The sequence below is a fragment of the Streptomyces sp. NPDC059455 genome (genome assembly GCF_042750115.1).
GTDB classification, from domain to species: domain Bacteria; phylum Actinomycetota; class Actinomycetes; order Streptomycetales; family Streptomycetaceae; genus Streptomyces; species Streptomyces endocoffeicus.
Window position 1 is genome coordinate 1 of the sequence record NZ_JBHYVB010000018.1, and the last position, 20,754, is coordinate 20,754.

Genomic DNA, 20,754 nt, shown 5'->3' on the forward strand with positions numbered 1-20,754 from the left:
GGTGTCCCCCTAGCGGGGGGGGGGGGGCCCCCGGCGGGGCCCCGCCCCCCCCGCGCGCCGCGCGCGGGCCCCCCCCCCGCCCCCGGGGGCATCGTCATCGGCTCAGCGGCGCCGCCAGTGGCTCAACGGCGCCCTCAGTGGCTCAGGTGCCGGGCTTGCGCCCGTAGACGTACACATCGTCGCCGTTCTTCAGCAGGCTCCAGTACTTCTTGGCGTCGCCCTTACGCATGTTGACGCAGCCATGGGAGCCGGGCGGGGACCATACGCTGCCGGCGATCGAGTGAAACGCCTGGCCGCCGTCGAAGAACTGGCTGTAGGGCATGGCGACCTTGTAAAGCGTCGACCAGTGGTTGATGTTCCGCCAGTAGACCCTCTTCAGCCCGGTGCGGGTCTCGAAGCCGTCCCGCCCGGACCGCACCGGCACCGGTCCGTAGACCAGCCGGGAGCCGTCCTGGACCCAGCTCAGCTGGCGGGTGAGGTCCACGCAGGCGATACGGCCCTTGTCGGTGGGGCACTTCCTCGCCGCGTTCGGATTGCGCCCGGCGGCCTTCTGGGCGCTGATGAGGCTCATCACGCCCGAGGTGATCGGGCCCGCGTAGCCGATCGTCGGGCTGATGCCGTGGTCGATCTGGAACTTCTGGATCGCGAGACAGTCCGCCCGCGACTGCCACCCGTCCACGGGACGGCCCAGGAACCGCTCGGCCTGCTCCTGGTACGGCCCCGCGGTGGTCGTGCACGACGACGCGGCCATGCTCACCGGTGTCACCGTGCCGGCCGACCGGCCCAGCGGCCGTGCCTGAGCCTGCGCCGGACCGGCGACGGCCACCGCGAGTGGCACCGCCATCCCCGCCAGTCCCAGCGCGACACCCACGCGCCGCCCATGCCTTCTGACTGCCCTCACTACCCCCATTGGCCACTCCTCTCGACTGCCTCGCTCTTTACTAAGACAGCTCGCGAGTGCAAACGGTTGCCTCTGGATCGTGTCGCAATTGCCTTGGGATTAGCCCCAGAACACTCGTTCGTCAGGTCCACAGCACGGCGATGAAGATGTTTGCCGTTGTCAAGGCACCCACCGCGCCGAAGGCGGCAGACTCTACCTTCTCCTCGTCGCGCTTCACATAGACCAGGCCGAGGATCACAACCAATAGCGCCAGCTTTACGCCGATTTTGACGGTATTGACGCTGTTGTCGTCCGCCTGATTGAGCCCGACCAGCGCCACACCGGTCACCAGCATGGTCAGCGCGCCGTGCAGCATCGCCGGGATCATCCGGGCCTCGCCCGCCCGCGCGGCTTTGAGCTGCGAGAAGAAGCCGCCGAGCAGCGCGCCGATGCCGACGATGTGGAGGCCGACGAACACGTGAATGAGTACGTCCATGGCTCCGGAGACTAGCCGCGCTCATATCATCACCCGGCACTCGGGTGGGGCCCTATCGCCGCTTCGATCACGGCCGCCCACACTCCCGACCACCCCACTCGCCGGGCGATCAGCAGCCGTCACGGGACCGACGAAATCCGTGCACTCCCGTTCAATCCCCCGCACGACCCCCACTTTCCGGCCTAGCTTCCTCCTCCAGGTGGCAGTCCGCTTCCCGTCAACCGAGGGTCCCCGCCTCATGGCGGACTGCCACCTACCCGTCCGCTCCCCACAAGGGTCCAGGATCTGCGGAATGTCCTGGATCGCCCAAACTGGCTTGCCCAAGAAAGACCAGGTGAACCGCCGCAGTGGCGTCGCACAGGAAGCCCAAGCAGCGCTCGCTCACCAGCGGCACCGCCCGCGCGGCAGCGCTCCTCGCCCTCACCGGCGCCGCGTCCGCCACCCTCCTCAACGGCACCGGGCACGCCGAGAACCGCCTCACCCCCGCTCAGGTGAAGGCGAAGGTCGACGAGTACCAGCGGGAGGCCGAGGAGGCCACCGAGCAGTACAACGGCGCGAGGGAGAAGGCCGACAAGGCCCGCCGGACGCTGGAGGCGCTGCGCGACCAGGCCGCCCGCCGCACCACCCGGCTCAACACCGCGCGCAACGCCCTCGGGGCCTTCGCCACCGCCCAGTACCGCTCGGGGACGATCGCCCCGGCCCTCCAGCTCGCCCTGTCCTCCTCCCCCGACGAGTACCTGCAGCGCGCCTCGCTCGCCGAGCGCGCGGGGAGCCGCCAGGCCGCCCTGATCGCCACGATCGGCCGTCAGGAGCGGAAATTACGCCAGGTCCGCGGCGAGGCGGCCGACCGCCTCGCCGCTCTGCGCACCTCCCAGACGGCCGCCGCACACCACAAGCGGACCGTCCAGGAGAAGCTCGCCGCCGCCGATCGCCTCCTCGACCGGCTGACCCTCGAGCAGCGACAGCGCCTGCTCGCGGCGCGGGACGGCGACAAGGCCGCCGGCTTCCCCACCCCCGCCGCGGGCCGCGCCGCCCGCGCCGTCTCCTTCGCGTACGCGGCCCTCGGCAAGCCGTACGTGTGGGGCGCCACCGGCCCCCACGGCTATGACTGCTCGGGGCTCACCCAGGCCGCCTGGCGCGCCGCCGGGGTCGCCCTGCCCCGCACCACCTACACCCAGATCAACGCCGGACAGCGCGTCACCCGTGACCAACTGGCCCCCGGCGACCTGGTCTTCTTCTACTCCGGCATCAGCCATGTCGGCCTCTACATCGGCGACGGCCGCATGATCCACGCGCCGCACCCCGGGGCCCCGGTCCGGTTGGCCTCCGTGGCGGACATGCCCTTCGCGGGGGCGGCCCGCCCGGCGTAGCGGCCCCCGGTCCCGACCTGGTGACCTCGACCTGGTGACACGGGGCAGACTGGCCGCATGCCACACGACGCTGACGTCCGCGCCCAACCCTCCGTCGTGCTGTCGGGGTACGGCCCGGTGGGTCGGGCCTACGCCGAGCGGCTGATCGGCGGCGCGCTGCCGCTGCGGCTCGCCGCCGTGCGCACCAGCGCGGCCGAGGGGCTGCCGTCGGAGCCACGCCCCGGCTGGGGCCCGCTGCCGCCGCTCGCCGAGACCCTTGAGCGCACGGGGGCGGCGGTGCTGGCCCAGGCCGTGCCCTCGTCCCCGGCGGTGCGCGAACAGGCCGCTACGGACGCGCTGTCGGCCCTGCGGCGAGGGGTCCATGTGGTGACCGCCACCAAGAGCCATCTGCTGAGCCATTGGGGCGAGCTGTGCCGGGCGGCGGCTGAGGGCGGCAGCCGCATCCGGATCTCGGGCGCCACCGGAGCCGCCCTCCCCACCGCCGACCTCGCGCGGATCGGCGTACGCGGCCTCGGCTGCCGTACGCTGCGCGCCTGCCCCAACGGCACCGCCACCTTCGTCCTGGACCGGCTCGCGGACGGCGACGCGCTGCCCGACGCGGTCGCGGAGGCCCAGCGGCGCGGTATCGCCGAGGCCGACCCGACGGCCGACCTCTCCGGCGCCGACGCGGCCGTGAAGGTGCGGCTGTTGGCGGCGCTGCTGTGGGGGTGGGACGCGACGGCCGTAAGGACGGAGGCGGGCCCGGGGATCGACGCCGGGACGGCGGAGGCGGCCCGTACGGCCGCCGCGCGGGACCGCCGTCTGCGGTCGGTCGCGACCGCGACCGCCGATGAACCGCTCGTCGTCCGCGTCGCGTTGGAGGAGACGGAACCGGGCGACCCCCTGTACGCCCTCAGGGGCCCCGAGAAGGCCGCCGTCTACGGCTGCCCCGACGCGGGCGACATCACGGTGAGCGGCGGCCGCTCCAGCCCCCTGGGCGCGGCGCTCGCCATGGTCAAGGACACGCTGGATGCGGCGGGGCCGGTGGGTCACGGGTTCGCCTGAGCGGCGATCTGTCGGCGGGGGTGCCGGGAGGTGACGGCGCTCTGTCGGCGGAGCGCGAGAGGTGACGGCGCTCTGTCGGCGGAGCGCGAGAGGTGACGGCGCTCTGTCGGCGGAGCGCGAGAGGTGACGGCGCTCTGTCGGCGGAGCGCGGGAGGTGACGGCGCTCTGTCGGTGGGGCGTCGGCGGCGACCGTAAGGCTGATACGCGTTCAGCGTGAGCCCCATGGGGCCCCGCCCCGACCTCACGAACGCAAGGAGCCACCGCATGCCTTCCGCAGCCCCCACCCAATCCTCGACCTCGACCGAGCGGTGGGACGTCCACAGCCTTCCACGGGCCGACGGAAAGACCTTTCTGGTGACCGGAGGCAATGCGGGGATCGGGTACTTCGTCGCCGAACAGCTCGCCGGTACGGGAGCCACCGTCGTCCTCGGCAGCCGCGACCCGGGCAGGGCGGACGCCGCCGTGGCCTCGATCCGCTCCCGGGTCCCCGACGCCCGGGTGCGCCATATCCGGCTGGACCTCGCCGATCTCTCCTCGCTCGAAGCCTCCGCGGAAGCGCTGGGGCTGGACCGTCTGGACGCGGTCGTCCACAACGCCGGGGTGAAGTTCGACCAGCCGCCACGCCTCGAGACCGGGGACGGCCATGAGGCGATGTTCGGCATCAACCACCTCGGGCACTTCGCGCTGACCCACTGGCTGGCACCGCTGCTCGCGGCCGCCCCCGAGGGCCGCGTCATCACCACGGGCAGCTTCGCGGCCACATCCGAACGGCTGGACCTGGACGACCTCGAGAGCACCCGCGAATACGAGCCCGAGCGCACCTATGGGCGCTCGAAACTGGCCCAGATGCTCTTCGGTTTCGAACTCGACCGACGGCTGAGGGCGGTCGGCAGCACGGTGCGGAGCGTGGTCACCCACCCCGGCGGCGCGCTCGACTCCCTCACCCCGTCCCGCCCGCCCCTGCACGTCCGCACGCCCGGCGAACGGCTGCGGGGGCTGCCCGCCGGAATCCTCGTCCAGGGCAAGGACGCGGCCGCCTGGCCCGCCGTACGAGCGGTCCTCGACCCGTCCATCACCGGCGGCGAACTATGGGCCCCCCGCCACTTCGCCCTCCGCGGCACCCCCCGCCGCCGCCCCGTCCGAGGTCACCTGGCGGACGCGGAAGTCGCGGTCCACCTGTGGTCGGCAAGCCGCGACCTGACGGGGCTCGAGCCGGAGTTCGGCCCGGCGTGAGGCTGGGCGAGCAGATCGGGGGGGTGTTCGCTGAAGCGGGTCGTCCGCGACCCGCGGTCTCAGGTCTGGCTGCCGCCGTCCACCCGGAGGACCACACCCGTCACATAGGAGGCGCGGTCGCTGAGGAGCCAGGCCGCGGCCTCGGCGATCTCGTCGGGGGCGGCGGCGCGGCGGAGTGGGGCGTGGGCGGTGATGCGGTCGACGATGCCGGGGGATTCCTCCTCCCATGCGCGGATCATCTCGGTGAGGGTGGCGCCGGGTGCGATGGCGTTGACGCGGATGCCCTCCGGGCCGTACGTGACGGCGGCGGACTCGGTGAGGCTGTTGACCGCGCGCTTCATGGCGCCGTAGGCGGGGAGTTCGGGGTTGCCCATGAGGCTGCCGACGCTGGAGTTGTTGACGATGGCGCCGGTTCCGGCGGTGGCGCGGATGGCGGCGACCTCGGCGTTCATGGCCAGCCAGGGGCCCCGGAGGTTGACGGCGTAGACGTGGTCGAAGTCGGCCTGCGGCAGCTGGTCCATCGGGCCCGGCTGCTGGATCGTCGCGCCGTTGTTGAAGGCCACGTCGAGCCTGCCGTACAGCTCCACGGCCCGGTCGACGGCGGCGCGGACGCTCGTCGCGTCGGCCAGGTCGCACACCACGTGATCCGCGGTGCCGCCGGCCGCCCGGATCTCCTCGGTGACCGTCTTGAGCTGGGCCTCCGTACGGGCCGCCAGCAGCACCCGGGCGCCCTCCCGGGCGAAGAGGCGGGCCGCGGCGGCGCCGATGCCGCGCCCGGCGCCGGTGATGAAGGCGACCTTGCCGGCCAGGAGTCCGGCGGCCGGGGTGCGGGGCGAGGCTTCGAGGGTGGTGTTCGGTGTGTGGTTCATGGTTCCGAGGCTGCTGTGAGCGCCGGGGCCCAACCAGGCACCGGTGGTACCTGGCTGAGCCCCCGGCCGTCCGCGCACACTGAAGGCGTGGACAGACGAGAGCTGGCGGCCTTCCTGCGCAGCCGACGTGAGCGGATCACGCCCGCCGATGTGGGGCTGCCCGCCGGGACGCGGCGCCGCACGCCGGGGCTGCGGCGCGAGGAGGTGGCGCAGCTGGCGTTCATCTCGACCGAGTACTACACGCGGCTGGAGCAGGCCCGTGCCCCGCGCCCGTCCCGCGAGGTGCTGACCGGGCTGGCCCGCGCCCTGCGGCTGGGCGACATCGAGCGCCATCATCTGCACCATCTCGCGGGCGCCCCTCCGGGCCCGCCGGCCGGGCCCTCCCGCGAGGTGCGGCCGAGCATCGCGAACCTGCTGCGGCGGCTGCCGAACGCGGCGGCGATCGTGCTCTCCGCGACGTACGAGGTGATCGCCTGGAACGATCTGGCCGCGGCCCTCATGGAGGACTTCTCCGCCCTCTCGCGCCGCGACCGCAACTTCGTCCGCCGCGCCTTCCTCGGGCCGCACCGGGACGTGCGGCGGCTGTACGGGGTGTCGGACGTGGACGAGTTCGCCCAGACCTCGGCGCAGGGGCTGCGCGCCGCGGCCGCCCGCTACCCCGACGATCCCGAGGTGACCGAGCTGGTGGCCGAGCTGCGCTCGGGCAGCGAGGAGTTCGCCCGGCTGTGGGACTCCCACGATGTGTCCGCCGAGCCCACCCTGTGCAAGACGCTGCACCATCCGCTCGTCGGGCCCATCACCGTCAATTGCGATGTGCTGGACATCGCCGACCGGGACCAGCGGGTGATCATCTACACCGCCGACCCCGGCTCACCGGCCGAGGAGGCGCTGCGGCTGCTGTCGGTCGTCGGCACGCAGCGGATGGGGGTGCCGGGCTGAGCCGCCGGCCGTTCGTTCTCCGTTCTCCGTTCTCCGTATCTCCGTTCTCCGCTGTCGTTCCCTTCGGGGCTCAGGCTCGGACCTATTCAGGGCTGAGGCTCAGACCAGGCGGCGGGCCGTCGCCCAGCGGGTCAGCTCATGGCGGTTGGAGAGCTGGAGCTTGCGGAGCACCGCCGAGACATGGCTCTCGACCGTCTTCACCGAGATGAACAGCTGCTTGGCGATCTCCTTGTAGGCGTAACCGCGCGCGATCAGGCGCAGCACCTCGCGCTCGCGCTGGGTGAGCCGGTCCAGGTCCTCGTCCACGGGCGGGGCGTCGGTGGAGGCGAAGGCGTCGAGGACGAAACCGGCCAGGCGCGGGGAGAAGACCGCGTCGCCCTCGGAGACCCGGAAGATCGCGTCCACGAGGTCGGTACCGGTGATGGTCTTGGTCACATAGCCACGGGCGCCGCCGCGGATGACGCCTATGACGTCCTCGGCGGCGTCCGAGACGGACAGCGCGAGAAAGCGCACCGGGCGGTCCTGGTCGGCCATCAGCGAGGCGCTGCGGCGCAGCACCTCGACGCCGCCCCCGCCCGGGAGGTGCACGTCGAGCAGCACGACCTCGGGGCGGGTCGCGGTGATCACGGTCACGGCCTGGTCGACGTCGGCCGCCTCGCCGACCACCTCGACACCGGTCCGGGCCGTCTCCCCGATCTCGGCCTGCACCCCGGTGCGGAACATGCGGTGGTCGTCCACGAGCACCACGCGTACCCGCCGCGCCGCGGCCGCGTCGTCGGCTCCGGCGCCCCCGGCCCCCGCCGGACCGGGCACGGCGCCCGGCGCACTCTGTGCCCCGGGGCCGCTCGTCGCGTTCGTACCGCCCGTCGCGTCGGTCATGTCGTCGCCGCCCTCTCCATCTCCAGCTCCACTTCCGTGCCCCCGTCCGGCGCGGATCTCAGCCGCGCCGTGCCGCCGTTCCGCTGCATCCGGCCGATGATCGACTCACGTACGCCCATCCGGTCCTCCGGCACCGCGTCCACGTCGAAGCCGGGGCCGCGGTCGCGCACGGAGATGAACACCGTGGCCCCCTCGACCTCGGCGAAGACCTGGACGGCCCCGCCGTCGCCACCGTACTTGGCCGCGTTGACCATCGCCTCGCGCGCCGCCTGTATCTGTGCGCCCAGTTTCTCGTCCAGGGGGCAGTCGCCGACCACCACCACCTCGATCGGGACGCCGTGGTGGTCCTCGACCTCCGCCGCCGTCTTCTTCACCGCCTCCGCCAGGGTGTCCGGCTCCTCGGCCTCGTCCTTGCCCGTGCCCTCCGGCCGGTAGAGCCACGCGCGCAGTTCCCGCTCCTGGGCGCGGGCGAGCCGGGCCACCTCGCGGGGGTCCTCCGCGTTGCGCTGGATCAGGGTCAGGGTGTGCAGCACGGAGTCATGGACGTGGGCCGCCACCTCCGCCCGCTCCTGCGCGCGGATGCGCATCAGCCGTTCCTCGGAGAGGTCCTGCGTCATCCGCACCACATACGGGCCCACCAGCAGCGCGATGCCGACAAGGACCGCCAGGGCCGCCTGCAGCACGGCCCCCAGATGCTTGGCCGAACCCTGGAGGACCACGATCCCGGACACCCCGGCGGCCACCAGCACCACCCCCGCGGCGCCACGGGCCAGCGGCAGGACCCGCTTGCTGCGGCTGAGCTCGACCCACTGGGCGCGGCGGGCGTTGTCCGCCTGGCGCCAGAAGAGGGCGACTCCCGCGCCGATGAGGAGGAGCGGCCAGATGTAGGTGTTGGCGCGGCCGAGCTGGAAGCCCTGGACGAAGATCCCCATGCCGACGACGAGGGCGACGAGCGCGATGATCTGGCCGCGCTCCGGCCTGCGGGCCAGGATCCGGCGGCGGCCGTCGGGGCCCACGGTGGTGAGCGGGCGGGTGGTGGTCGTCTCCACGCCGCCGACGCCGAGCGGGACGATGAACCAGAAGAGCGCGTAGACGAGCGCGCCGAACCCCTCCGCCATGAACAGCGCGATGAAGACGATCCGCACCCAGGCGACCGGCAGCCCGAGATGGCCCGCGAGCCCGCGCGCCACACCGCCGAGGAGACGGCCTTCGGCACTGCGGTAGAGCTTGCGCGGAGGTGGCTCGGGAGCCGTGGGGGGCACTGCGGCGGTCATGGCTCGATCGTCACACGCCCGGCCGACAACGGGCATCAGGGTCGCCCCTGATCGTTCCCCGACCTGGGGCCGGGGCCTGGGGGCCCGGGAGCCGGGTCCGGAGGCCCGGGAGCCGGGGCGCGGGGGCCGCCGCACCCCGGGGCCTGGGGCCGCCGTCAGTCGTCCGGCGTCGCCCTGCTCGACCGGCGGCGGAACGCGTACGTGAGGGCCGAGGTCAGGGCCGCGACGCAGAGGCCGCACAGGAGGGCCGGGAGGGCGATCTCCGGGCGGACGTCCCACTTCCCGGCCGCGTCCATCCCGTACGCGGCGGCCAGGCCCAGGATCACCAGCCCGGCCACCAGCTTGCCCGGCTCGAACGGATGGCGGGACCGGTCGGGGGCCGCGTGCCCCAGCGAGTGACCGCGCCAGTGGCCGGCCCGATGCCCGAACCGATCACCGAACCGATCGCCGAACCGATGACCGGCCCGATGCCCGACCCCATGGTCGCCATAGTCGGGGTCGGACCCATGGTCGCCATGGCCGAACCGGTGACCGAACCGATGACCGACCCCATGCCCGAACCGATGACCGAACGAGCGGCGCCTCATGAGCGCTTCACCTCCACCGCACCCAGCCCCATCTCCAGCTTCAGCGACACCGTGCCCTCGGCCTTGCCACCGCCCCCCGGTTCCAGGGTGAGCCTGCGCTCCCGGCCCGGGCCGATGTCGACGTTGTGCTTGTCCCGCTTCTCGCCCGGCAGCCAGATGTCGCCGATCCCGACCTCGATGTCCAGCCTCACCCGGGCGTCGCGCGGGACCGTCACGGCCAGCTTGCCCGCGCCCATCTCCACCCGGCTGGATATGGAGCTGTCCGCTTCCAGGGGCAGCCGGTCCAGCTTCAACTCGGCGACGCCGCCGCCCAGCTCATAGCCGTCGCGCAGCGACGCCACGGAGGTCGGGGCCCAGGTGCGGCGGGCCCAGTCGGGGGTGACGGCATCGGGGAGGGCGGCCGCGCCCGCCAGCAGCGCGCTCGTCAGCAGCGCGAGGAACACCGTGCCGCCGCCGGCCCGCCCCCAGCGGGAGCTGATGACGAGGGCGAGCCCGAAGACGCCCAGCGCGCAGGCGAACCCGATCTCGAGGCTGGTGCCCAGCGGCTGCGAGGACCACCCGGCCCGCGCCCCCACCACGGCGGCGGCGACCGCCACCAGGAAGGCCCAGCCGCCGATGGAGGCCCGGTCCGGCACCCGGCGGGCCCGCTCCGCCTTCGCCTCCCGCTTGTCGTACGGGCCGTCGTCAGGACCCCACAGATAGCCGGTCCGCGACCCGGCCCCGGTGCCGAGCGGCCCGGTCGTACCGTCCTTGACGATCGGGTCGCGCCACCAGGAGGGGCCGGGGCCGCCGCGTGTGGGCGGCGCCTTGGTCTCGGGCGGCGCGTCGGCGACGGCCTGGGCCGTGGCCGCGTCCACCGCGCCCACGCTCTCCGCCTGCCGCCGGTGGTACGACCAATAGCCCGCACCGGCCGCCGCGAGAGCGAGCATGAACGAGAAGTACATGACGCCGCCGTTGTTGACCATCGACAGGAAGAGTCCACAGCCCACCAGCGCCACCAGCACCGCTGTCAGCCCAGGGCCCTCGACCCGGCCCGAGAGCAGTCTGCGCCCCTCGTTCTCGTCCTCGCCGTGGAACGGGATCAGCAGCCAGCAGAACCCGTACACGATCAGACCGAGACCGCCCGCGACGGACAGCACCGACAGCACCACCCGGAAGATCACCGGGTCCAGATCGCAGTAGCGGCCGAGCCCTCCGCAGACCCCCGAGATCACCTTATGGTCACGACTGCGCCGCAGAGGCGTCTGTGACAGGCGGGAACCGGACGCGGCCTCGGCCTCGTCCGCCACGGTGGGTGCTTCGGTCATGCGTCCATGGTGACAACAGGGCCGCACTCGCGACATCCGGCACGCCCCTAGGTCTTCCCTGAGATCTCCCCGGGGGTTACGGCGGCTATCGTGTCGCATCGAACGTGTGCGGGGAGGGGAAAGCGGTGTCGGACGTAGGCCACCTGATAGCCGGACGTTACCGCCTGGTCGAGAAGATCGGCCGTGGTGGCATGGGCACGGTGTGGCGCGCGGAGGACGAACTCCTGGGCCGCCAGGTCGCGGTCAAGCAGCTCTATGTCTCTCCGCACCTCGCCGAGGACGAGCTGACGACCCTGCACGAACGCACCCGCCGCGAGGCGCGCAGCGCGGCCCGTATCACCCACCCCAACGTGGTCGTGGTCCATGACGTGGTGGACCACCACGGACTGCCGTGCATCGTCATGGAGTACGTGCCCTCCACGACCCTCGCCGACCTGCTGAAGGACGGGGGACGCGTCTCGCCCGACGAGGCCGCCCGCATCGGCCGCGGCATGATCGCAGCGCTGCGCGCCGCGCACGCGGCCGGGGTGCTGCACCGGGACGTCAAGCCCGGCAATGTGCTGCTCGGCCCCGAAGGCCGGGTCGTGCTCACGGACTTCGGCATCGCCATGGCCACCGGCACCTCGACGCTGACGAAGACCGGCGAGGTCGTCGGCTCCATCGACTACATCGCGCCCGAGCGGGTCAGGGGCCGCAAGCCCGGCCCCGCGTCGGACCTCTGGGCGCTGGGGGCGACGCTCTATCAGGCGGTCGAGGGGCGGCCGCCGTTCCGCAAGGCCACGGCGATCGAGACGGGTTACGCGATCGCCGTCGATCCGCTGGACCCGCCCAAACGGGCCGGCGCGCTGACCCCGTTGGTCGAGAGCCTGCTGGCCAAGGAGCCGGAGCTGCGGCCCTCGGCCGAGGAGACCGAACGGGCGCTACGGCTCCCGGCCTCGGAGCCCGAGACGTCCTCGCTGCAGACCCCGCCGCTCGATACGACCACCAAGAATCCACCGCTCGACGCGACCATGAACCTGTCGACGCGGCGGGACGCGGGCACGGGCACGGACCGGACCGCGGGCACGGACGGGCACGCCGCGCCACACGCGCCCACGGCATCGAACCCGTATCAACACACGACCCACACACCGAGCACTCCGCACAGCGCGACGAGCGCTCCGCACAACCCGCCGAACACCTCGCACACTCCGAGCACACCGCACGCGTCGGACCCACGGATTCCCTCGTACGCCCCGGGCACCGGGAACACGCCCGGCTCGCAGCACACCCCGCCCACGGCCACGCCGTTCACCGCGTCGACGCCGTCCATGACCACGCCGTCCATGACCACCCAGACGCCGGTGCCCCCGCCCGCCCCCGCTCCGGCGCGCAAGAGCCGTAAGGCGGTGTGGGCCGCCGCGGCGACGTCCCTGGCGGTCGTGGCGGTGGCGGGCGGCATCTATCTGTACGGCCTCGACCACGACAGCGGCGGGGGGAAGGGCGGAGGGTCCTCCGCCACGGGCAACCCGTCGGCCTCCCCGGCCAAGCCGTACAACCCGCCGTCCGGCTACCACATCGTCACCGAGAAGAAGTTCGGCTTCTCCCTCCCCATCCCCGACGGCTGGACCCGCCAGGAGCAGAGCGACCCCGACGGCAACACGGTCGACCGCACCCAGGAGGTCCGCTACCTCGACCCCAACGGGCTGGCCGGCTTCAGGATCAACGTCCTGGACTTCGCCTCCGGCAACCAGGTCCAGCACTTCGAGGACCTCGAGGTCGCGTTCAAGGACAAGAAGGAATACCCGATCTACGAGCGGTTGCGGCTGCAGGAGACGAAGTACCAGGGCATGCCCGCCGCGATCTGGGAGTTCAAGTTTCGCGGCGAGGTCCGGATGTTCCGCGCGATCGACCTCGGCTTCGGCAATGAGGGCGACAAGGAGTACGCGATCTACCTGAGCGCCCCGGACGCGGACTGGAGCACCTACCGGCCGATCTTCGACGAGGTACGGGACGGCTTCCGCATCATCAGCTGACGGGACCGGGTCCGGTCCGGGGCCACGGCCTGTTCGAAGAGGCGCGCCCCGCGAAGAGACGGAGACGCGCCCCCGTCCCGCGAAGAGACGCGCCTCCCGTGAGAAGCGGCGAGCTATGTGAAGAGCTGCGAGCCCTGTCGGCGCCGGCGCCGGGAGATGACGACGTCCAGGGAGAGATACGGCGCCCCGGCCAGCACCAGCGGCAGCCACGCCATCAGATAGGCCAGGTCGTTGCCGTAGTAGTACGGGTCCGACTGCCAGCTGACGGTGAGCCACAGGCTCAGCGAGATCAGCGCGCCGCCGAAGGCGGCCAGGCGGGAGAGGAGGCCCACCAGGATGCCGAGGCCGACGGCCAGTTCGCCGTAGGCCATCGCGTAGCCGAAGGCGGTGGGGTCCTTGAGGGCCTGGTCGACCAGCCACGGCACGGCCGAGCTGTCCCGCACCTGGCGCATCAGCTCGCCGATCGAGCCCGTGCCCGAGTCGGACAGGAAAGCCGAGTCGGTGAGCTTGTCGATTCCGGCGTAGACGAAGGTGACGCCGAGGAAGATCCGCAGCGGCAGCAGGGCGTAACGGCCGGCGGTGGCCCTGATCCCCACGGGCTGCTGCTGCCCGCCTATGCCACTCATTCCGCCCATCCCGCCCATACCATGCACGCTCCCGCCACTGCCCGCCGTGCCCGAACCGGCCATACGATCCGCGTGTCTCATGCCGCCCGCCTCTCCCGTCACGCCGCCGTTTAGTTGCGTGTTCGACGAAACCATACGGAGCGGCCGGCCGGAACGACTCAGTCCATAACATCGATGGGATAGCGGTTGGTCTCCGCCCCCGAGGCCGTCACGACCTGCACATCCACCCGGCCCGGCTCCACGTCCACCGGGACCGGCACGGTGAGCGCGGTGTCCGTGGGGCTGCTGAAACCCCCGGCCACCGGGACCAGCGGGACATGGACGTGCACCGCGCCGATGCGGACGACCAGCTTGGCCAGCCGGTCCGGGTCCTGGGCGCCCGGCGGGACGAAGCCGCTGCCGCGGATCTCGATGTCGTCGCCGGTGCGGATCGGGGCGTCCCGGTCGATGGCGCCCTCCTCGGGGAGGGCCCGTACGACGGACAGCACGGTCGGGCGGCCGCCCTCCGCGTACTTCCCGGTCAGGTACATCACCACCGACACGGCCGCCAGCAGCGCCAGACCCCACGGCACATCGGGCAGCCGCCACGGCTCGCGGGCGAGGCGGACGGCCGTGAAGACGAGGGCCACGGTGTGGACGACGATGTACTGCACATCGGCGAAGCTGCCGCGGCCCGCGTCGTCGGTCAGCAGATCGGCGGCGCGCGGGCGCGCGGCCCGCACCTTCTGGAGCCGCTGCGCCCGCACCCGGGCCGCCACGACGAGCCGTGCCAGCACCGCGGCCGCGCACGTCAGCGCGGCGACCATAAGGAGCCCGGCGGTGTGGCCGAGGGCGAGCCCGTCGGTCAGCCGCTGCCGGTCGCCGGGGTCCACGGCCAGCTCGACGCCGAGTACCAGCACCGCGAAGACCGCGATCAGCAGCCAGGCGGCGGCGACGGTACGGGAGGTGGAGAGGCGGTTGTCCTCGCCGACGAGCGGGGCGAGCGGGCCGCCGTCCGCGCGGTGCAGCCGGGCGGTGAGGGTCAGCAGCGCGGCGGTGATCACGGCGGCGGAGAGCCCGGCCGTCCGCGCGACCGACCAGCCCGCGCCGATCGCCGTGGCCAACTGGCCGATCAGCAGCGCCCCGGCCGCGCCCCACACCACGCACACCGTGCGCAGCCACACCCGGTGGCGCCAGGCCGAGGTCTCGGCGCGGCCGCTGTCGGCCACCGAGCGCGCCGCGTGGGCCAGCTCGTCCGAGACCCACTGCCGGGACGCCCCGGCCGAATGGGCGAGAGCCTTGGGAAGGCCCTCTCCGGCCGCGAAACGCTCCCGTAGGGCCACGAACGTGGCCACGGCCCTCCGGTGGCCCTCCCGGGCCCCCTGAGGGCATTCACAGCCCTTGTGGCCGTGCGGGTGCCCATGAGGGTGCTGTCGTTCTGCCGTCGTGGCGTTCTCCGCCTGCTCCACCGCCACGCGGGTCGCTCCGTCGTTCGCTCGTTCCGTACGGGACCGCGGGTTCGCGCGGCACCGCCCAACTGTCATGTGTTGAGAGGGGATTGTGCCGCACCGCGGAGGGTGTCAGCTCAGCAGGTCCGGCTCATCCCGGGTGATCTGCAGATACAGAGGTTGATAGTTGATCCACGCCACAAGATCGTTTCCCAGCTGCTCACGCGTCCGCATCGCGTCGGCGTAGTCGATGGGCACCGGCCTGCCAGACGCCTTCGCGGCCAGCTGCACCTGGGCGGCGCGCTCCATCGTAATGAACCACCACGCGGCCGCGTCGACCGAGTCCCCGACCGTCAGCAGACCGCGATTGCGCAGGATGAGGGCCTTGTGGCCGCCGAGCGCGGCGGCGATCGCGCGCCCCTCGTCCTCGTCCACGACGACCCCCGCGGTACCCCCGTAGACCGCGTGGTCCTCGAAGAACGCGCAGACCTCCTGGGTGATCGGCTCCAGCGGCTCGCCGAGCACGGCCAGCGTGCGGCCGTGCACCGAGCGGCTGTGCGCGACGGCCACGACGTCCGGCCGCGCCTGATGCACGGAAGAGTGAACGACAAAGGCCGCCTGGTTGACGTGGGCGCGTCCCTCGACCACCTGGCCCGCCTGATTGACGAGGAGCAGATCGCTCACGGTGATGTGGCCGAAGGGCATGCCGAACGGATTCACCCAGTAGCAGTCGGTGAACTCCGGGTCCCGCACGGTGATGTGGCCCGCGACCCCCTCCTCGTACCCGAACCGCCCGAACAGGCGCAGCGCCGCGGCCAGCCGCTCCTTGCGGTAGCGGCGCTCGTCATGGGGCGAGGTGTGTTGCGGGGGCATGGTGAACCGCAGCTGATCGGCCGGTATCGGGGTGGGGGTCTGCGGCTGGTTCGTCATCGGCAGCTCCGCTCCTCTGGTGTGCTGAGGCGGAAGCTACCTCTGGGTATCGCAGGAGGCCAGAGTCAGGGCCCGCTACAGATGGTCGATCTCGGTGAGGTCGATGTCGATGGTGAAGGGGATGGAGAGCTTGAGGTGGTCGTGGTGAATGCCCGTGAGTCCGTAGGCGTTGGTGGTCTCGTCCAGCTCGAAGACATGAACGACCGGCCGGCCGTCCTCACCGCTCTCCACCCGCCAGAAGTGCCGGATACCCGCCTCGGCGTACAGCTGTGGCTTTCGCTTGCGGTCCCGCACCGCCGACTCAGGGGAGACGACCTCCACCACGAGCTCGACGTCCTTCGCGTCGTAACGCGACTCCTCACCACTGATCGCGGCCTCGGCCCGGATCACAAAGAGATCGGGCTCCGGTGCCTGGCGATCGTCGATGACGACATTCATCTCCCGCCGGACCCGCCGGTCGCCGGGCACCGTCACTCGCAAGCCGAACAGCAGCACTTCAATCACCAGAGCATGAAAACTCCGCTGCGGACTCACGAAAACCAGACTTCCGTCGATCAGCTCGGTATGCGGCGGGAGATCAGGCAGACGGAACAAGTCGTCCACGGTGTAGCCATCCAGCGGCGGCACCGGCCACGAAGTGGTGTGCAGCGGCTCAGCGGTCATGGTTCCTCCCATGGACGGGATTCTTGGCCGTGGAGCCAGCCTACCGAGCGCAAACGCCGACGCCGCCACCCAAACGAATGAGCGACGGCGTAGGCGTTTGACGATCAGATGACCATCCGACCCGGAGGGAGCGCGGCGGTCACTCCCACTCGATGGTGCCGGGCGGCTTGCTGGTGATGTCCAGCACCACCCGGTTCACCTGGTCCACCTCGTTGGTGATGCGGGTCGAGATCCGCGACAGCACGTCGTACGGCAGCCGCGACCAGTCCGCCGTCATCGCGTCCTCCGAGGAGACCGGGCGCAGCACGATCGGGTGGCCGTAGGTGCGGCCGTCGCCCTGGACGCCGACCGAGCGGACGTCGGCGAGCAGGACCACCGGGCACTGCCAGATGTCGCGGTCCAGACCGGCGGCGGTCAGCTCCTCGCGGGCGATGGCGTCGGCCTCGCGCAGCAGGTCCAGGCGCTCCTTGGTGACCTCGCCGACGATGCGGATGCCCAGGCCGGGGCCCGGGAAGGGCTGGCGGTGGACGATCTCGTCCGGCAGGCCGAGCTCCTGGCCGACCATCCGCACCTCGTCCTTGAACAGCCGACGCAACGGCTCGACCAGCTGGAACTCGATGTCGTCGGGCAGCCCGCCCACATTGTGGTGGGACTTGATGTTGGCGGTGCCGGTGCCGCCGCCGGACTCCACGACGTCGGGGTAGAGGGTGCCCTGGACCAGGAACTCCACGTCCTCACCGGCCGCGCCCGCCTCGGCCACCAGCTCGGCCTGCGCCTGCTCGAAGACCCGGATGAACTCCCGGCCGATGATCTTCCGCTTCTCCTCGGGGTCGGAGACCCCGGCGAGCGCGGTAAGGAAGCGCTCCTCGGCCTCGACGACCTTCAGCTGCACACCGGTGGCCGCCACGAAGTCCTTCTCGACCTGCTCGGACTCGCCCTTGCGCATCAGGCCGTGGTCCACGTAGACGCAGGTCAGCTGGTCGCCGATGGCCTTCTGGACGAGGGCGGCGGCCACGGCGGAGTCCACACCTCCGGACAGCCCGCAGATCGCGCGCTTGGTGCCGACCTGCTCCCGGATCGCGGCCACGGACTCCTCGACCACATTGGTGGTGGTCCAGGTGGGCTCCAGGCCGGCGCCCCGGTAGAGGAAGTGCTCCAGCACCTGCTGGCCGTGGGTGGAGTGCATCACCTCGGGGTGGTGCTGCACGCCGTACAGCCTGCGCTCATCGCATTCGAAGGCCGCGACCGGCACCACATCGGTGGACGCGGTGACGGTGAAGCCCTCGGGGGCCTCGGAGCAGGCGTCGCCGTGCGACATCCACACCTGCTGCTCCTCGGGGGTGCCCGCGAAGAGCGTCGAGCCCTGCTTGGTGACGGTGAGCGCCGTACGGCCGTACTCCCGCGCCCCGGTGTTGTCCACGGTGCCGCCGAGCGCCTTGGCCATCAGCTGGAAGCCGTAGCACATGCCGAAGACCGGGACGCCCGCTTCGAAGAGCGCGCGGTCGAGCGTGGGCGCGCCCTCGGCGTAGACCGACGAGGGGCCGCCGGAGAGGATGATCGCCTTGGGGTTCTTGGCGAGCATCTGGGCCACCGGCATGGTGGACGGAACGATCTCGCTGTAGACCCGGGCCTCACGGACCCTGCGGGCGATGAGCTGGGCGTACTGCGCGCCGAAGTCGACAACCAGGACGGTGTCGGGGGCGGCAGCAGGGGACGCTGATGGCACTTCGGCGGCCTTCCGGCGGTGGTGGCGTGCGGTGGAACATGACTGCGGCGGGGCCACGGCTTCGGGGCGGGACCGCAGGTTTGGACTTTCGATTCTAACGGGCCCATAATCGACGCCATGTCCACGCGCATGACCTTCGTCTTTACCTATGGCACCGGCCCGTCCGGCTGCCATGGTCGTGCTGCGTAAACACTGACAGCGACTTCCCAGGCGCCCCGGGCCGGCAAAGGCCCGGGGCGCTCTGTCTTGATCTCCGGGTCTTGGCCGGACTCCAGGGCTCCGCGACACGGACCAGGAGACACGGACATGAGCAGCAGCGTTTCGGCCACAGAGGCCGCCAATGTGATCGGCACCGCGCGGGAGCGGATCGACGCCCTCGACGGGCAGATCCTCGATCTCGTCCGGGAGCGGATGGCCGTCTCGGCCACCGTCCAGGAGGCACGGATCGCGGCGGGCGGGCGGCGGGTGCACCTCTCCCGCGAGATGGAGATCCTCGACCGCTACCGGCAGCGGCTGGGCAAGCCCGGTACGACGCTCGCCATGACGCTGCTGGAGCTGTGCCGGGGCCGGGTCTGATCCCTCCGCCCGCCCTCACGGCCACGGGCAGCGGACACGGATAGCGGAACGGACAGCGGACTCGGACAGCGGCCGCAGAGAGGCGAAGGGCCCCGGGAGCGCCCGAACGGGGCGGGCGCCCCCGGGGCCCTAGGCGGTCAGCACCGGCGTCAGGGCAGCGCCGGTGCTGAGAGGCGGCGCCGGGGGGTTGCGCCGCTGGCTTATGGGGCCCGTATGTCAGGGGTGTCTGAACGGCGTACGCCCGCGTGGTCGGACCAATGTCGGGGTGTGACCGGGGGCGTTGTCCCTCTCAGCATCGTGGTGGATGCGGAGCGCCGGGCGCAACCGTTTCGACCGGATACGGTCGGCCCCAGGCGTCCCCAGGGCCGACCGTCCTTAGGTGGTGACCGGGCTGCTGTCCCCTGCCGACCGGTCACCTCGCCGAAGCGAGGTCCCACGACGGGCCGCCTGAATCACCACAGGGGCCGCGTCTCATCGCTGCGGCGGATCTGAGCCACGCGTGGATTTTTCCGGGCCGCTCCTGGCTGGCGCGGCATCGGGCACAACGAGCCCGCGCGCGGGCCGGTCACGCGCCGTACGGGTGATGACATGCGAGGCAGGGCGGCCGTCGCGGATTCTGTGACCATTCTGTGAGCAACTGTGAAGGCAACCTTTCAGCCATTCGCCTGGTCATGTACGTGCAAACGCACGGCCATCCCGCGCCCCACCGCGACGGCCTTCCACACGCGTATCGCCCCCAGGGGATACGTACGGACCCAGAGAGGTCTTCATGAAGCTTCGCCGCGCCCTGGCGGCCGCCGCAGCGACGGCCGCCATAGCCCCCGCCGCGCTTCTCGCGGCCCCCGCTGCCTTCGCGGAGACGCCGAGCGAGAGCCCGTCGCCGTCCGCCACCGAGACCGTGACGCCGTCTCCGGAGGACCCGTCTCCGTCGCCGACGGAGACCGCTCCGACCAAGGAACCCACGCCGACCACCCCGGCGCCGTCCACGAGCGCCACCCAGGCTCCGACCCCCGGCGGCACCCCCGGCACTCCCTCGGGCACCCCGACCGAGACCGCCACCCCGACCCCGACCCCGACGTCGACCGAGGAGCCGGGCGACGGCGAGTGCGCGGACGACGGGGACTACAACGAGGACCCGGAGCTCAGCACGACCCTGGTCGGCCTGCCGTCGAAGGTCGTGGCGGGCAGCGGCTTCCACGGCTTCACGTTCCAGGTGAAGAACGAGTCGGACCGCAGCTACCAGCGGGTCGACTTCGGGGTCTTCGCGGGCACGGTGCACGAGTCCGCCCCGGACGGGACGGGCAAGTACCTGACGCTGCAGTACAAGGACCCCGAGTCCGGCGCCTGGAAGGCCATCTCCACCGACGAGAACGACCCGGGCTCCGGCTACATCGGCTACACCGATGTGCGCCCCCACGAGACCCTTACGGTCGACCTCCGGCTGAGCGTCGCCAAGAGCGCGCCCGAGGGCTTCGGCTACGCCATCAGCGTCGGCGTGTACGCGGACGACGAGGGCAACTGCGTCTACTCGACCGGTGAGTACTACGAGTTCGACGTGCTGAAGGCGGGTTCGAAGCCGGGCCATGTGCCCCCGGCCGACCCGAAGCCGCAGGGTGGCAAGAAGCCGCTGCCGCACAAGCCGGAGGGCGACACGGAGATCAGCCCGAAGGGCAGCCTGGCCGAAACGGGTTCCTCCTCCGCGCTGCCGATGATCGCCGTGATCGGTGGTGTGGCGATGGCCGCGGGCGGAGGCGCGGTCTTCGTGGTCCGTCGCCGTCGCGCCACGGTCTGACGGTCCTCGCGAAGGTTCTGAGGGGCGCCGTACGGGCTGGTCTCCGGCCCGTACGGCGCCACCGCGCTCAGCTGCCCGGCGCTCAAGCTGCCCGGCCCTCAGGCGCGCGGCGGAGGCCCGT

The 20,754-nt window shown here is 72.0% G+C and carries 19 protein-coding genes; 7 read left to right on the plus strand and 12 right to left on the minus strand.

Features of this window, described 5'->3' with window-relative positions:
- Positions 1 to 142 precede the first annotated feature (142 nt).
- Both ACFXB5_RS08895 and ACFXB5_RS08900 read right to left on the minus strand, forming a co-directional pair.
- Positions 143 to 910, minus strand: coding sequence for a L,D-transpeptidase (locus tag ACFXB5_RS08895; protein WP_385204266.1), 768 nt, complete (start codon positions 908 to 910; stop codon positions 143 to 145).
- A 112-nt stretch (positions 911 to 1,022) separates the two neighbouring features.
- Positions 1,023 to 1,376 (minus strand): hypothetical protein, encoded by a 354-nt coding sequence (locus tag ACFXB5_RS08900; protein WP_182467469.1) that lies wholly within the window; start codon positions 1,374 to 1,376, stop codon positions 1,023 to 1,025.
- Positions 1,377 to 1,723: 347 nt separating this feature from the next.
- Here ACFXB5_RS08900 and ACFXB5_RS08905 point away from each other — a divergent pair, with 347 nt between their 5' ends.
- From ACFXB5_RS08905 to ACFXB5_RS08915, 3 genes are all read left to right on the plus strand, one after another.
- On the plus strand, positions 1,724 to 2,746 hold the full coding sequence (locus ACFXB5_RS08905; protein WP_385204269.1) for an NlpC/P60 family protein: 1,023 nt from the start codon (positions 1,724 to 1,726) through the stop codon (positions 2,744 to 2,746).
- Between the two features lie 57 nt (positions 2,747 to 2,803).
- Positions 2,804 to 3,790, plus strand: a complete 987-nt coding sequence (locus ACFXB5_RS08910; RefSeq protein WP_385204272.1) for a homoserine dehydrogenase — start codon at positions 2,804 to 2,806, stop codon at positions 3,788 to 3,790.
- Between the two features lie 264 nt (positions 3,791 to 4,054).
- Positions 4,055 to 5,023: an SDR family NAD(P)-dependent oxidoreductase gene (locus ACFXB5_RS08915; RefSeq protein ID WP_385204275.1), complete on the plus strand. Its 969-nt coding sequence runs from the start codon at positions 4,055 to 4,057 to the stop codon at positions 5,021 to 5,023.
- Between the two features lie 59 nt (positions 5,024 to 5,082).
- Here the strand turns inward: ACFXB5_RS08915 and ACFXB5_RS08920 are convergent, their stop codons facing one another.
- The gene (locus tag ACFXB5_RS08920) at positions 5,083 to 5,892 is read right to left on the minus strand and encodes an SDR family NAD(P)-dependent oxidoreductase (protein ID WP_385204278.1); all 810 of its coding nucleotides are present in this window, start codon (positions 5,890 to 5,892) and stop codon (positions 5,083 to 5,085) included.
- A gap of 87 nt (positions 5,893 to 5,979) precedes the next feature.
- Between ACFXB5_RS08920 and ACFXB5_RS08925 the strand changes: the two genes are divergently transcribed.
- On the plus strand, positions 5,980 to 6,831 hold the full coding sequence (locus ACFXB5_RS08925; RefSeq protein WP_385204281.1) for a helix-turn-helix transcriptional regulator: 852 nt from the start codon (positions 5,980 to 5,982) through the stop codon (positions 6,829 to 6,831).
- Positions 6,832 to 6,930: 99 nt separating this feature from the next.
- Here the strand turns inward: ACFXB5_RS08925 and ACFXB5_RS08930 are convergent, their stop codons facing one another.
- The 4 genes from ACFXB5_RS08930 to ACFXB5_RS08945 form a co-directional block, all read right to left on the minus strand.
- Positions 6,931 to 7,710 (minus strand): LuxR C-terminal-related transcriptional regulator, encoded by a 780-nt coding sequence (locus tag ACFXB5_RS08930; RefSeq protein WP_385204283.1) that lies wholly within the window; start codon positions 7,708 to 7,710, stop codon positions 6,931 to 6,933.
- The gene (locus ACFXB5_RS08935; RefSeq protein ID WP_385204286.1) at positions 7,707 to 8,984 is read right to left on the minus strand and encodes a PspC domain-containing protein; all 1,278 of its coding nucleotides are present in this window, start codon (positions 8,982 to 8,984) and stop codon (positions 7,707 to 7,709) included. Before ACFXB5_RS08935 ends, ACFXB5_RS08930 begins: the two co-directional genes overlap by 4 nt.
- Positions 8,985 to 9,139: 155 nt before the next feature.
- On the minus strand, positions 9,140 to 9,571 hold the full coding sequence (locus ACFXB5_RS08940; RefSeq protein WP_385204289.1) for a hypothetical protein: 432 nt from the start codon (positions 9,569 to 9,571) through the stop codon (positions 9,140 to 9,142).
- Entirely contained in the window at positions 9,568 to 10,878 is a 1,311-nt protein-coding gene (locus tag ACFXB5_RS08945) for a PspC domain-containing protein (RefSeq protein ID WP_385204291.1), read from the minus strand. The genes ACFXB5_RS08940 and ACFXB5_RS08945 overlap by 4 nt, the downstream gene beginning before the upstream one ends.
- A 125-nt stretch (positions 10,879 to 11,003) precedes the next feature.
- Here ACFXB5_RS08945 and ACFXB5_RS08950 point away from each other — a divergent pair, with 125 nt between their 5' ends.
- A complete protein-coding gene (locus tag ACFXB5_RS08950; RefSeq protein ID WP_385204294.1) occupies positions 11,004 to 12,893 on the plus strand; it encodes a protein kinase in 1,890 nt (629 codons plus the stop codon).
- A gap of 113 nt (positions 12,894 to 13,006) precedes the next feature.
- On the opposite strand, the gene ACFXB5_RS08955 is transcribed toward ACFXB5_RS08950, so the two are convergent.
- From ACFXB5_RS08955 to guaA, 5 genes are all read right to left on the minus strand, one after another.
- On the minus strand, positions 13,007 to 13,519 hold the full coding sequence (locus ACFXB5_RS08955) for a DoxX family protein (protein WP_385204296.1): 513 nt from the start codon (positions 13,517 to 13,519) through the stop codon (positions 13,007 to 13,009).
- Positions 13,520 to 13,677: 158 nt separating this feature from the next.
- A complete protein-coding gene (locus tag ACFXB5_RS08960; RefSeq protein ID WP_385204299.1) occupies positions 13,678 to 14,973 on the minus strand; it encodes a hypothetical protein in 1,296 nt (431 codons plus the stop codon).
- A 105-nt stretch (positions 14,974 to 15,078) separates the two neighbouring features.
- Positions 15,079 to 15,876 carry a class II aldolase/adducin family protein gene (locus ACFXB5_RS08965; protein ID WP_385204302.1) on the minus strand — a complete coding sequence of 266 codons (798 nt, stop codon included), beginning with the start codon at positions 15,874 to 15,876 and terminating at the stop codon, positions 15,079 to 15,081.
- Positions 15,877 to 15,951: 75 nt separating this feature from the next.
- Positions 15,952 to 16,539, minus strand: coding sequence for a Uma2 family endonuclease (locus tag ACFXB5_RS08970; protein WP_385204305.1), 588 nt, complete (start codon positions 16,537 to 16,539; stop codon positions 15,952 to 15,954).
- 139 nt (positions 16,540 to 16,678) lie between these two features.
- Entirely contained in the window at positions 16,679 to 18,265 is a 1,587-nt protein-coding gene (gene guaA / locus ACFXB5_RS08975; RefSeq protein WP_385204308.1) for a glutamine-hydrolyzing GMP synthase, read from the minus strand.
- A 306-nt stretch (positions 18,266 to 18,571) separates the two neighbouring features.
- Between guaA and ACFXB5_RS08980 the strand changes: the two genes are divergently transcribed.
- Together ACFXB5_RS08980 and ACFXB5_RS08985 are read left to right on the plus strand one after the other, a co-directional pair.
- On the plus strand, positions 18,572 to 18,841 hold the full coding sequence (locus tag ACFXB5_RS08980; RefSeq protein WP_044573787.1) for a chorismate mutase: 270 nt from the start codon (positions 18,572 to 18,574) through the stop codon (positions 18,839 to 18,841).
- Between the two features lie 769 nt (positions 18,842 to 19,610).
- Positions 19,611 to 20,633 carry an LAETG motif-containing sortase-dependent surface protein gene (locus ACFXB5_RS08985; protein WP_385204311.1) on the plus strand — a complete coding sequence of 341 codons (1,023 nt, stop codon included), beginning with the start codon at positions 19,611 to 19,613 and terminating at the stop codon, positions 20,631 to 20,633.
- Positions 20,634 to 20,754 lie beyond the last annotated feature (121 nt).

Coding starts and splice junctions, on each gene's coding strand:
- ACFXB5_RS08895 (WP_385204266.1), bottom strand. CDS start 910: ATGGGGGTAGTGAGGGCAGTCAGAAGGCATGGGCGGCGCGTGGGTGTC.
- ACFXB5_RS08900 (WP_182467469.1), bottom strand. CDS start 1,376: ATGGACGTACTCATTCACGTGTTCGTCGGCCTCCACATCGTCGGCATC.
- ACFXB5_RS08910 (WP_385204272.1), top strand. CDS start 2,804: ATGCCACACGACGCTGACGTCCGCGCCCAACCCTCCGTCGTGCTGTCG.
- ACFXB5_RS08915 (WP_385204275.1), top strand. CDS start 4,055: ATGCCTTCCGCAGCCCCCACCCAATCCTCGACCTCGACCGAGCGGTGG.
- ACFXB5_RS08920 (WP_385204278.1), bottom strand. CDS start 5,892: ATGAACCACACACCGAACACCACCCTCGAAGCCTCGCCCCGCACCCCG.
- ACFXB5_RS08930 (WP_385204283.1), bottom strand. CDS start 7,710: ATGACCGACGCGACGGGCGGTACGAACGCGACGAGCGGCCCCGGGGCA.
- ACFXB5_RS08935 (WP_385204286.1), bottom strand. CDS start 8,984: ATGACCGCCGCAGTGCCCCCCACGGCTCCCGAGCCACCTCCGCGCAAG.
- ACFXB5_RS08940 (WP_385204289.1), bottom strand. CDS start 9,571: ATGAGGCGCCGCTCGTTCGGTCATCGGTTCGGGCATGGGGTCGGTCAT.
- ACFXB5_RS08945 (WP_385204291.1), bottom strand. CDS start 10,878: ATGACCGAAGCACCCACCGTGGCGGACGAGGCCGAGGCCGCGTCCGGT.
- ACFXB5_RS08955 (WP_385204296.1), bottom strand. CDS start 13,519: ATGAGTGGCATAGGCGGGCAGCAGCAGCCCGTGGGGATCAGGGCCACC.
- ACFXB5_RS08965 (WP_385204302.1), bottom strand. CDS start 15,876: ATGACGAACCAGCCGCAGACCCCCACCCCGATACCGGCCGATCAGCTG.
- ACFXB5_RS08970 (WP_385204305.1), bottom strand. CDS start 16,539: ATGACCGCTGAGCCGCTGCACACCACTTCGTGGCCGGTGCCGCCGCTG.
- ACFXB5_RS08980 (WP_044573787.1), top strand. CDS start 18,572: ATGAGCAGCAGCGTTTCGGCCACAGAGGCCGCCAATGTGATCGGCACC.
- ACFXB5_RS08985 (WP_385204311.1), top strand. CDS start 19,611: ATGAAGCTTCGCCGCGCCCTGGCGGCCGCCGCAGCGACGGCCGCCATA.